The following is a 12527-nucleotide window of genomic DNA, read 5'->3' on the forward strand; positions in this document are numbered from 1 at the left end:
GTGGACTTGTGGATAAGTCATTCTGATAGAGTTGTGGTAAAATGACCTAAGACAATTCGTAGTAGCAATCACTATTCATACGGTATTGAGTAGGTTTAAATAGGTTAATTTGAGTGAATTTTTAACTATAAATGATGGATGAATAGCTCTTATTTTTCCTTAATTTTGTTCCAGACATGCGGACCCATATCACTATACTTACTCTATTAATTTCCTTTTTTTTAGTGAACGATAAATAAGGAAAGCGAGATGATACAAATAATACCAACGATATTATCAGGTGGAGAAGGTACCAGACTGTGGCCTGTATCTCGTTTGTCACACCCGAAACCTTTTATAAAACTTCAAGACGGCTATAGCCTTTTACAAAAAAACTTTCAAAAAGCCTATGATTTAAAAAGTACAAAAGAGATTATAACCGTTACTAATCAAGACTTTTTCTTTAAAACTTTAGATAACTACTCTGAGTTAAATAAAACAAACAAAGAATTGTCATTCATCCTAGAGCCATACCCTTGCAACACCTGTTCAGCCATCCTAACAGCCGCATTTTTTATAGCAAAAAAATATAATATGAATGCCCTGTTATTGGTTTTACCCGCCGATCATCTAGTTGAAAATCAAAGTTCATTCGAAGAGGCTGTAAAAATTGCCACCGATCTTGCCACACAGGATAGGCTTGTTACCTTCGGCATTAAGCCTGACAAGCCTCAAACTGCCTATGGATATATTGAAGTTAGTGGCTCTGAAGTTCTTGGATTTATAGAAAAACCTTCTTATGATAAAGCGGTAGAGTATCTCAAATCGGATAATTACCTCTGGAATTCCGGCATGTTTTGTTTTAAAACAGGCATAATACTCGAGGAAGCCCAAAAACATTGTCCTGAACTTTATCAGGCCACAAAAAATTGTTTCGAATCATCAAGAATTATTTCCTCTGAAGATTATAACAAGGTCACACTGGATATTGAAACCTATAAGCTTATCGACAATGCAAGCATTGATTATGCTATTTTAGAAAAATCCAATAACATCGCAACAGTACCTTGTGATATTGGTTGGAAGGATCTTGGATCATGGGACAATGTAGCCGATTTAATTCCTGCAGATAATTCAGGAAACCAGATTGATGCAGAGGTGATTTTGAATAATGTCTCTAACTCATATATCAAAAGTGACCATCGAATTATTGCCGCACTAGGGATCAATAATTTAATGATTATTGACACCAGCGATGCTTTATTAGTTGCAGACAAAAATGAAGCTCAGAATATAAAAATTATTTATGAACAATTAAAAAAGGTCAATCATAAAACCTATAAAGATCAAAGCATAGAACATCGCCCCTGGGGTTCTTACTCAATTCTTGATGAGGGTAAAGGCTTTAAAATTAAGCACATACAAGTAAATCCCAAGGCATCTCTAAGCTTGCAAATGCATCATCATCGTAGTGAACACTGGGTAGTAGTTCAAGGGAAAGCCAAAGCTAATCTGGATGGCATTGATGTTTATATCAATCCAAATGAATCCTTATATGTACCTATAGGAAAAAAACATAAATTAGAAAATCCTTATGATGAACTTTTGATCCTCATTGAGGTTCAATGCGGTTCATACCTTGCAGAAGACGATATAGTCCGTTTCGATGACCTGTATGGACGTTGCTAAATCAATAAGCCCCAAAAACCTTTTAATTGAGGAAGTAATGACTAAAAAAAAATTATCAATTTTTATAGTCGCAGAAACTTTTCCACCAGAAGTAAACGGTGCAGCACGCTTTGGACAAAGACTGGCTGAAGGATTAAGTAAAAAAGGACATGATGTATCCGTTATAGCCCCTTGTTCCACGAAGGGAACAAGCCATACAACAACCAATCATGGATATACTGAGTTCCGATTAAAATCACATTCAGTTATCACACATACCACGTTCAGAGTATGCTTTCCCTGGCAAGTCAAACGCCTTATCAAACAAATTTTTGAAGAAAAAAGTCCAGATATTGTGCATGTCCAATGTCATTTCTCTCTGGGTAGACTTGCTATAAAAGAAGCCAAAATACGTAAAATACCCGTTGTTGCAACAATACATGTGATGCCCGATAACATAGCACCTTTCCTTCCTTTGCCTCAGAACATGAAAAAATGGTTTATCCGATATCTATGTCGTGATACAGAAAAAGTATTAAGTAATGTGGATGTCATTACTGCCCCCACGCAATTAGCAATCCAACACCTTAGTAAAAATGTTACTATTGAAGGGATAATAGCGGTTTCCAACGGGATTGATCCGGGTTTATACGAACTAAGGGAACATGAAGTCAGTATGAAAAATGACAATCCCACAGTTCTATTTGTAGGACGTCTAGCACAAGAAAAAAATATCGATGTGCTAATTAAGGCAATTGCCAAGCTTTCCGCCTCGATGAAAATCACCTTGGAAATTATAGGTGAAGGAGAACTTCATGATGAATTACGTCAATTAGCCAGCTTGTCATGGGCCACGATTACTAGCCCACTAAAGGTCGGGTTTGGCCACGATTAATGGCCCACTCCATGGCCATCTCTGAGTCCCACTTTGAGTAGCAAATAAACAGTGTTAGTTTGGTCATTACCAATAACTAACGGATTTGTTATGAGATGAGGATTAAAACAATGGCAGAAATTAGAGAGGTGCTATATCAGCACAAAAAAGGGATGACTCAACGCAATATTGAAAAGTCTCTAAGCGTTTCACGAATGAGCATACGCAAGTACGTTTCAATGGCCAAGGATTTGGGTTATCAGGAGGATATTTCCAATGATGAGCTCGAAGTTATCGCTTTGCAGATACATAATAAAATCGTTAATACTACAGCCAACAACAGACCCAATAAATCAGAAAAAGAACTTGAGGCGCATCACGAAAAAATAGCATCACTCCTCACTGAGAAGTGGATTACCCATATGCAGATACACCGAATTTTAAGCGATAATGGTCTTGTTAGCAGTCGAAGAAGTCTTAGTCGTTATATTGAACGTCATTTCCCCTCGTTGCCTAAGGCTACGGTACATTTGTTAACAAAGCCTGGGCATGAAGCACAAGTTGACTATGCGTTTGTTGGGTTTATCAATAATAAAAAAACATACGCTTTTATTATGACGTTATCACATAGTCGGTATCGATATGTTGAGTTTGTACATTCTCAAAATCAGCAATCATGGGCGCAAAGCCATATCAATGCCTTTCATTTTTTTGGAGGCGTGCCCAACTGCATTCTTTTAGACAATTTGAAATCGGGAATTATTAAAGCACATATTTATGATCCAACGGTCAATGAAACCTATGCAGAGTTATCTCGCTTTTATGACTTTATAGCCGATCCGGCGAAGGCTCGAACGCCCGAGCACAAGGGGAAGGTTGAGCGTAGTGTTCAATTGGTAAAAGAACAGGTTATCGCGGGGATAACCTATGATGATTTGGCCTCGATGAACGCCTTTGCACGTGATTGGTGCGCTAATAAGGTATCGCACGTCATCTGCAGTACCACTGGTGAAAAGCCAATTGACGTATTTAAAAATGAAGAATTTAATTTATTAAACCCACTGCCAGCAGGCGCTTTTGATATGCCCATTTGGATGGATGCTCAAGTTCATCGTGACCATCATTTTGTTGTTGCTGGTAATTTTTATTCTGTGCCAACGATACATATCGGGACAAAGGTTAAAATTAGAGTTGGCTTGAAGACCGTTCAGGCCTATGTGAATCATGCTTTGATTAAGACCCATATTCGTAACTACGGGCGTGGACAGTGGGAAACGGATCCCAATGACTGATATGGGTCCGCATGTCTGGAACAAAATTAAGGAAAAATAAGAGCTATTCATCCATCATTTATAGTTAAAAATTCACTCAAATTAACCTATTTAAACCTACTCAATACCGTATGAATAGTGATTGCTACTACGAATTGTCTTAGGTCATTTTACCACAACTCTATCAGAATGACTTATCCACAAGTCCACAGGTCAGGAGAGCTTCACTTTCTCGTATAGGCCTGTGGGCCTTGTGGGTAAGTCATGACGCTCTCATTTAGGGTTTATGGTCTTTTCCGGCCATAATACACCTCTGCGGGCGTTAAATAATTAAAGGACTGGTGAAGCCTTCGGTTATTATAATACTCAAAATACTCCGTTAAGGCCAGCTCAACCTCTTCAATTGTATCAAAATCATACCGGTAGATTTTTTCTTGCTTAACACTACGCCACAATCGCTCGATAAATATATTATCTAAATAACGTCCTCGCCCATCCATGCTGATAGAAATGTGGTGAGATTTTAGCGTATTTATCCAATCTTTTGAGGTAAATTGAGAACCCTGATCCGTGTTAAAGATCTCACAACGCGAATGCAGCAAAGCGTTTCTAAGCGCCTCAATACAAAATTCAGCCTCCATAGTAGGTGAAATAGCCCATCCAATCACATAACGACTATACCAGTCCATAATAGCTACTAAATACACATGCTTTCCTTTCATGCGGATGTAGGTGATATCTGCGGCCCAAACCTGATTTGGTTTGGTGATATCCACCTCTTTTAATAAATAAGGGAACACCTCATGCTCCTTATTGGGAACGCTTGTATTTGGCTTTGGGTAAACAGTCGATAACCCCATCATTTCCATCAACTTTTTTACTCGACGTTTACCAACAGGATAGCCTACTTCTTTTGACAGCCATCTTGCCCGCTTAATTTTACCTTCACATGGATACTGCAGATAGTGCTCATCAAGTAGCGCCATAAGCGCTTCATCTTCGACAGAAATGGGCTTGGCACTATAATAATAACTTGAAACAGGCAAGTCTAATAGCAAGCATTGTTCACGAATGGTGAGCTCGGCAAGAGGATCAATCATGACGCGCTTTTCATCCAGACTAAAGTTCATGCTTTTTTTTTAGCCAAGATAGCTGCGCTTGAAGTCGACCAATTTCTTGATATAATGCCTCAACAAGCTGCTCTTGGGACTTGGCTTCTTTTTCATTAGCCCCAGAGAATAAATCGTTAATGGCTTTGATGGCCGATTGCTTCCAAGTTTTTACCTGCGTTGCGTGAACACCGTATTCACTGGTAATTTGCGCTTGTGTGAGTTTCCCCTCAATCGCAGCTAGCGTTATTTTTGCCTTCTTGGCCGCCGTATAATAAGCTCGCTTTTTAGACATTTTATTCTCCTCTTTGTATTAAGAAGAATAGCTCTTAAAAAACCTTTTTTTGTGTCCAGAAAACCGCGCCTATATTACATCCGCTTGGTTGAGGAATACGGTAATGAGCGCCTTGAAAATGCATGTTTACGCGCGATTTTATTTGATAATTATACTCATCAATCATTGAAAAAAATCCTCACGGAAGGCCTGGATAAAAAAGACACGAGAACATTCTCCACTAAGCGCTCGGCCAATCATGAGAACTTTGCCTATATTCGCGCAGCAAGTGATTACAGCTCAACGATGGAGGCTCATTATGAGTGATATCAATATGTTAGAGCTTGCAAAAAAACTACGTTTGACAGGGATCCCAGACACACTGCTAGCAAGAGTAGAACAGGCTCGCGCAGCGTCCCTCTCTTATGAAGAGTTGCTCTCAATGTTGTTTCAGGATGAGGATGAGGCTCGTCAACAAAAATTGCTTGCTGGGCGTGTAAGGCAAGCTCGATTTGAGGAGCCTCAGTGTTTTGAAAATTTTGAACTGGCTCGATATTCAACACAAGTCACACAAGCCATCCGCACCCTGATGACAGGGAAGTTTATCAAAGAAAAAAACCATGTCATCATCATGGGACCTGTTGGCACCGGAAAGACTCACCTGGCTCAAGCCCTGGGTCTAATGGCATGTCAACGACATAAAAAAGTCTGCTTTATAAGAGCGAATGAACTGTTAAATCAGTTCCACCAAGCAAGAGCGGATGAAACATGGACTGCGCTTTTTAAACGTTACTCACGATACGATGTGCTTATTTTAGATGACTTCGGGCTGAAAGCATTATCGCCAGAACAGTCCACTGATCTGTATGATTTAATAGCAGCTATCCATGTAAACTCTATGCTAATTATAACTACTAACCGTAAAATAGAAGGATGGATGGAGCTATTTTATGATCCGGTTATGGCAAACGCAGCATTAGATCGTATCGTAAATAAAGCTTATCGAATTGTTCTTGATGGGGAGTCATACAGGAAAAAATTTATACCGAAATTTAATTTAGTAGATGACAAGTGAGTTAAAAAAATTTACCCTAAGTGGGCTACTTTGAGTGGCCAGAGGGTGGGCTAGTAATCGTGACCCATGACACCAGCACATTAAAAATTGAAGATCAGGTAAAGTTTTTAGGATGCATTGATGATCAGGGATTACGTAAAGCCTATCTCCGAGCGTCTATCTTCTGCATGCCCAGCACTGCAGAACTCCAATCTTTGGCCACCCTGGAGGCAATGTCAGCTTCACTACCGGTTATGTTAGCTGATGCTTTAGCTCTACCTGCTTTGGTGAAAGAAAATTTGAATGGCTATCTATTTAAGCCTGGTGATTATGATGATTTAGCAAATAAGATAAAGCATTTTTTCCAGCTTCCTGATGAACTGAAAAATAGAATGGGACAACAAAGCAGACACATTATTTCGTCCCATAGCTTGGAAAATACTTTATCAATTTATGAAAAAATGTATAGAAACCAGTTAAATAAAGATTCGATTTCTCCAAACGAAGATAAACCCAAAAAAATTAATAGAAAATCCACTTAACAATCATTCTTGTTATTGCTACAAAGTGTAGTAATTATTTATCACCTAAAGAATAATTGTCTAACCATTTTTCAATAGCTTTTAAGGTTACTTCATTAACTGATAGAAGTTGATAGTATAGTTTATCCAACTATAGTGGACCCCAAAAATGAGACAGTGGTGTAAAATAGAAACCATTGTTAAACGGGGTACCAAGTGGCTAAAAAAAAATTTACATCTGACTTCAAAGCAAAGGTAGCAATTGAGGCATTAAAAAGTCACAAGACGACCAATGAATTGGCATCTGAATTTGAGGTGCATGCAACACAAATCAATCTGTGGAAAAAACAATTACTGGATGGAAGCAAGCAATTGTTTAGCGGCAAGCATGACAAAGACATGGACTCCATCATACAAGAACGAGATCGATTATACACGCAAATAGGCCAGCTAGCGGTTGAGTTAGACTGGCTTAAAAAAAAGACCGGTCATCTAAGTTGAGCGTGCGGGAGAAGCGAGCCATGATTGATGTCAATCACCCTACACTCAGCATCGTACGCCAATGTGCATTGGTTAATTTGTCACGCGCTAGCTACTATCGCACTGCTGGCGAAGGAATATGTACCGAGAGCCCAGAGAATCTGGCTTTGATGGTCTTGATTGATGAGGAATACATGCGCCATCCTTTCTATGGAAGCAGAAAGATGCGTTCTTATTTACGTCGCCTTGGCCATGACGTTAACCGTAAGAGAGTGCAGCGTTTGATGCGGATCATGGGTCTGGTTTCAGTGGCACCAAAGCCGAATACGAGTAAAAAGAACAAGGAACAAAAGGTTTATCCCTACTTGCTACGTGGTTTAGTGATTGATCGACCCAATCAGGTTTGGTGCACCGATATTACCTACGTTAGGATGCAAGGAGGCTTTGTATATTTGGTGGCAATAATGGACTGGTATAGCCGCAAGGTGCTCTCTTGGAAGGTATCAAACAGCATGGATGATGACTTTTGTGTAAGCGCGTTGGAGAGCGCCATCAGGCTCCACGGCAGGCCTGATATTTTTAATACGGATCAAGGCTCCCAGTTTACCAGTAAGGCGTTTACCGATGTTTTAAAAGACCATGACATCAAAATTAGCATGGACGGGAAAGGTCGATGGATGGATAATGTGTTCATTGAACGGCTATGGCGTTCAGTCAAATATGAAGATATTTACATAAAAGAATACGGAACAGTTTTAGCACTACGAAATGGTTTAAGGGTGTATTTCAAGTTTTATAACGACGAAAGACCTCATCAATCATTTGGAATATACACGCCGTCAGAGGTTTATGCTGGCCTATATGAGGCTGCAGCGTAATGGAATGCCTGTGGATATGTGGACGCGTCCTGCGGATCAGCCATCGCCCTTCGGGACATGTGGACAAGCCATGGATAACAAAAAGACGTTATCCACCGCTTGACCACACTCGATGGCTTCGCGCCCACATACCCACAGGCTCAATAACAGGTGTTTCATTAACTGCTATTGTGGTTGACTCGTGTGCTACGCACCCTCGTCAACGAAAGAAAGTAGAATTAAAGTTATATCTTAAATTAAACGGATCGCTGTCTTGACAATGGGGTCCACTGTAAACATCACACGATGCCCAGCTTTAAAATATCGCTCCAAATATTGGCATGCGTAAAATAGTCTTCTGGTACCTATATAGACAGCACCACTTTTTATCTTGTGAGCAATTGTTTCGATCTTTTCCCAATCACCTTGAGCATAAGCAAGAGTCATTTTCTGTATATCTTTTTGAACAACATCTGAAATGCTCTCTTTAAGAATAACTAGTAGCGTCGACAAATCGCTTATTTGATTCATCGCATATTTGATATCAAAAACTGGAAAATCATCGAGTTCAAATAATTCTTGTTCTGTATTGGGTAAATCCAACCCGAGTCCCTCGGTTTTCTTTTTTGTTTTTTCTTTTTGCACTCCCAATGGAGTATTTAGAACATATTGGTTTACCAATTGCTCAATCAGCTTTGAGCTCCCAGACTTGGTGAATACATCATTCATTCCTGATGCGATGCACTCATCATAAGCTACTGCTTTAGCATGTCCGGTTAATCCAATTATAGGTTGAGCCATTCTATTATTATCGTTTTCCCACTGACGTATTTTTATAGCTAAGTCATTGCCGGACATGCCAGGAAGACCTATATCGGTTATAATTAAATCAAAGGCATCGGATTGCGCTAAGGCCAACCCCTCCTCACCAGTAGTAGCTGATTTAAAAGTATACCCTAATTTAATAACTAAAGTTTCTAGTACTTTTAATGCCATTAAATTATCTTCAATCAATAATAAATGAGGTATCTTCTCCCTATCCTTTGCCTGAAATGACAAGACATTTTTTTTGTCCCTTGTAATATCATCATCAGTTGCTCTTTTGCATATTATGTCAAAGAAAAAAGTAGTTCCTCGCCCCTCTTCACTTGTTAAAGTGATATTTCCTCCCAGTAAGTGAACATAGGACTGAGCAATAGATAGTCCTAATCCATAGCCATTATAAATCCCTTTGTAGGATGGACTTACACGAAAAAATCGATCAAATACTTTACCCTGCAATTCTTTTGTTATACCTATACCCGTGTCTGCTACGCTAAATTGCAAGTGCGCTTGATTGCCTTCATCACTAATACAGTTTATGTTTATAGCAATATAGCCTTTTTGAGTAAATTTAATTGAATTTCCTAAAAGATTAAGAAGGACACGCTGAATTTTTTTCCTATCACTTATGATGTATCGGGGCACTTTAGAATCAATGCTAACAGTCAAATCTATATTCTTTAAAAGAGTTGTTGGACGCTCTAATTTTATTAATTCATCGATATTTTGTATCCTGTCAGAATCGCCGGGTAAGTGTCTGCCACTGAGTCCGGATTAATCCGAGCCGCGCGCGTCAGCAAGCGGAATTCTTTAAAAATATTCAAAATACCTATTGACACGGTTTTTCTGTAAAACTGATGTTTTTCCATATCAAACGTAAGTCATGCAATATGCATGCCCTAAGATCCCCAAGATCACAATGTAGCCCCTTTCACTAATAAAACATCTCCCTCCTGAGGTCAGATTTTTTCTTAGCCCTTAGTGGCGTTAAAACTCGAAAAATGCGTTCAAAAAAAGTCATGTTATGATTGCCGTATCAGCATTAGTAACGCAGTGGTAGATGATGAAACGCCAAGAAATCAAACAAGTTTTAGATGAGTTAACAAAAGATATCGATAGTCTTGCCGACAAAAAGGCCGTGACTATCATTAAGGTATTGGTTAATTTGGTCGAAATGCTTGCCGAAGAAAATGCTTTGCTCAGAGAGGAAAACCAAGTATTACGTGATGAGATAAACCGCCTTAAGGGTGAACAGGGCAAACCTAATATTCGCGGTCAATCCAAAGGTAGCAATGGCGATAATACAGGCAATTCCAATCATTCATCTGAAGGAGATCGCAATAAACGTGGTAAAGGGAACAATAAAAACACAGGCAAAGACAAAAAAAACGTACGTATTGATAGACGTGTTACGATTGCTCTGGACAAAGCAACGCTGCCAGATGACGCCAAGTTCAAGGGTTTTGAGATTCGAATCATCCAGGATCTAAAAATCGTATCCTGTCAGAATCGCCGGGTAAGTGTCTGCCACTGAGTCCGGATTAATCCGAGCCGCGCGCGTCAGCAAGCGGAATTCTTTAAAAATATTCAAAATACCTATTGACACGGTTTTTCTGTAAAACTGATGTTTTTCCATATCAAACGTAAGTCATGCAATATGCATGCCCTAAGATCCCCAAGATCACAATGTAGCCCCTTTCACTAATAAAACATCTCCCTCCTGAGGTCAGATTTTTTCTTAGCCCTTAGTGGCGTTAAAACTCGAAAAATGCGTTCAAAAAAAGTCATGTTATGATTGCCGTATCAGCATTAGTAACGCAGTGGTAGATGATGAAACGCCAAGAAATCAAACAAGTTTTAGATGAGTTAACAAAAGATATCGATAGTCTTGCCGACAAAAAGGCCGTGACTATCATTAAGGTATTGGTTAATTTGGTCGAAATGCTTGCCGAAGAAAATGCTTTGCTCAGAGAGGAAAACCAAGTATTACGTGATGAGATAAACCGCCTTAAGGGTGAACAGGGCAAACCTAATATTCGCGGTCAATCCAAAGGTAGCAATGGCGATAATACAGGCAATTCCAATCATTCATCTGAAGGAGATCGCAATAAACGTGGTAAAGGGAACAATAAAAACACAGGCAAAGACAAAAAAAACGTACGTATTGATAGACGTGTTACGATTGCTCTGGACAAAGCAACGCTGCCAGATGACGCCAAGTTCAAGGGTTTTGAGATTCGAATCATCCAGGATCTAAAAATCATCACGGATAATGTTGAATTCAAGCTGGAAACGTATTACTCACCATCTTTGAAAAAAACCTTTATTGCGCCGATTCCTGGCGAATATAAGGGCAGTGAATTTGGTCCTGGGGTTAAAGCGCTGGTCATCACATTATACCGTGATGCAGGGATGACGGAGAGCGCCATTGAGCGCTTTTTAAAAACATGTGGTATTCAAATATCACATGGTAAAATTGCTTCCATGCTGACAGAAGGCAATGATATTTTTCATCAGGAAAAAGAAGATATTGTCGATGCCGGTAGCAACGCAGGCTTGTACCAGCAGATGGATGACACAGGCAGTCGTGTTAACGGCAAAAATCACTACACCCATGTTTTATGTAATGACTTTTTTACAGCATACTTCACTCGTCGTAAAAAAGATCGCTTGACCTTATTGGAGTTGCTGTGTCGAGACCAATTAAAGTTTATGTTTAATCAGGAGGCTTATGAGTTAATGGATGAGTTTGGTCTCGCAAAAAAATGGTTGGATCAAATTAAACCAATGCTGCATGCACAACCCCTCACACGTGAATCAATCGATAGTTTGATGGGAACACTTTTTCCAAATCCAAAAAAACACAGCACGAATCGACGCATAATTCTTGAGTCAGCAGCTCTTGCCTATTATCAGCACTCGAAATACTTCATCCATTATTTAATGACAGATGATGCGCCTCAGTTTAATAAATTGGCCCTACATCATGCGCTGTGCTGGATCCATGAAGGTCGTCATTATAAAAAACTCACTCCATTCTCAGATATGAATCAGAATATATTGGCTGTATTTCTTGAGCAATTATGGGATTTCTACCATGCATTATTGACTTACAAGACGGCTCCATCTCAATCAATGGCCCAACAACTATCAATGCAATTTGATACTTTGTTCGCAACCACGACAGGCTATGATGTTTTAGATCAACGCATTGCAAAGACACGTGCTAAAAAACAAGCGTTATTATTGGTGTTAGACCATCCATTTCTGCCATTGCACAACAATGCCTCTGAATTAGGGACACGGTTTCAAGCAAGGATACGCGACATCAATCTCCAAACGGTCTCCCAAAATGGCACCAAATCAAAGGATACGTTTGCCACGATTGTACAGACGGCCAGAAAACTGAAAGTTAACGTTTATCAGTATATTTACGATAGGGTGACTAAAAAATTTGAAATGCCATCATTGGCTGAATTAATCTTACTTAAAGTGCGGCAGGTTCCATGCACCACATAAGCATCTCGAGATAATTCCGCTTGCTGACGCGCGCGGCTCGGATTAGTCCGGGCTCAGTGGCAGACACTTACCCGGCGATTCTGACAGGATACTAAAAAT

Annotated in this window: 11 protein-coding genes and 1 pseudogene; 9 read left to right on the plus strand and 3 right to left on the minus strand. The window is 39.6% G+C overall.

The window, feature by feature from the left end:
• Positions 1–249 precede the first annotated feature (249 nt).
• The 3 genes from HRS36_RS11955 to istA all read left to right on the plus strand — a co-directional run bounded on the left by HRS36_RS11955 (position 250) and on the right by istA (position 3813).
• A complete protein-coding gene (locus HRS36_RS11955) occupies positions 250–1668 on the plus strand; it encodes a mannose-1-phosphate guanylyltransferase/mannose-6-phosphate isomerase (protein WP_226905459.1) in 1419 nt (472 codons plus the stop codon).
• Between the two features lie 37 nt (positions 1669–1705).
• Positions 1706–2542, plus strand: coding sequence for a glycosyltransferase (locus HRS36_RS11960; RefSeq protein WP_173237479.1), 837 nt, complete (start codon positions 1706–1708; stop codon positions 2540–2542).
• Positions 2543–2637: 95 nt separating this feature from the next.
• Positions 2638–3813: an IS21 family transposase gene (gene istA, locus HRS36_RS11965; RefSeq protein ID WP_173237480.1), complete on the plus strand. Its 1176-nt coding sequence runs from the start codon at positions 2638–2640 to the stop codon at positions 3811–3813.
• A gap of 263 nt (positions 3814–4076) precedes the next feature.
• On the opposite strand, the gene HRS36_RS11970 is transcribed toward istA, so the two are convergent.
• Positions 4077–4922, minus strand: a complete 846-nt coding sequence (locus tag HRS36_RS11970; protein WP_173235473.1) for an IS3 family transposase — start codon at positions 4920–4922, stop codon at positions 4077–4079.
• Positions 4912–5196 carry a transposase gene (locus HRS36_RS11975; RefSeq protein WP_173235475.1) on the minus strand — a complete coding sequence of 95 codons (285 nt, stop codon included), beginning with the start codon at positions 5194–5196 and terminating at the stop codon, positions 4912–4914. The genes HRS36_RS11970 and HRS36_RS11975 overlap by 11 nt, the downstream gene beginning before the upstream one ends.
• A 51-nt stretch (positions 5197–5247) precedes the next feature.
• Between HRS36_RS11975 and HRS36_RS11980 the strand changes: the two genes are divergently transcribed.
• The 4 genes and pseudogenes from HRS36_RS11980 (at position 5248) to HRS36_RS11995 (ending at position 8108) form a co-directional block, all read left to right on the plus strand.
• Positions 5248–5502, plus strand: coding sequence for a hypothetical protein (locus HRS36_RS11980; protein ID WP_173237481.1), 255 nt, complete (start codon positions 5248–5250; stop codon positions 5500–5502).
• A complete protein-coding gene (gene istB / locus HRS36_RS11985; protein WP_173235440.1) occupies positions 5495–6250 on the plus strand; it encodes an IS21-like element helper ATPase IstB in 756 nt (251 codons plus the stop codon). The genes HRS36_RS11980 and istB overlap by 8 nt, the downstream gene beginning before the upstream one ends.
• Positions 6251–6309: 59 nt before the next feature.
• On the plus strand, positions 6310–6771 hold the full coding sequence (locus tag HRS36_RS11990) for a glycosyltransferase (RefSeq protein ID WP_173237482.1): 462 nt from the start codon (positions 6310–6312) through the stop codon (positions 6769–6771).
• Positions 6772–6966: 195 nt separating this feature from the next.
• Positions 6967–8108 (plus strand): annotated as a pseudogene (locus HRS36_RS11995) (IS3 family transposase).
• Positions 8109–8339: 231 nt separating this feature from the next.
• Here HRS36_RS11995 and HRS36_RS12000 read toward each other — a convergent pair.
• A complete protein-coding gene (locus HRS36_RS12000) occupies positions 8340–9554 on the minus strand; it encodes an ATP-binding protein (protein ID WP_173237483.1) in 1215 nt (404 codons plus the stop codon).
• A 415-nt stretch (positions 9555–9969) separates the two neighbouring features.
• Here HRS36_RS12000 and HRS36_RS12005 point away from each other — a divergent pair, with 415 nt between their 5' ends.
• Entirely contained in the window at positions 9970–10443 is a 474-nt protein-coding gene (locus tag HRS36_RS12005; RefSeq protein WP_173237484.1) for a hypothetical protein, read from the plus strand.
• 293 nt (positions 10444–10736) lie between these two features.
• Entirely contained in the window at positions 10737–12428 is a 1692-nt protein-coding gene (locus HRS36_RS12010) for an IS66 family transposase (RefSeq protein WP_173235423.1), read from the plus strand.
• Positions 12429–12527: the final 99 nt, after the last annotated feature.

Origin of the sequence: Legionella antarctica (assembly GCF_011764505.1) — a bacterium.
Taxonomy (GTDB): Bacteria; Pseudomonadota; Gammaproteobacteria; order Legionellales; family Legionellaceae; genus Legionella; species Legionella antarctica.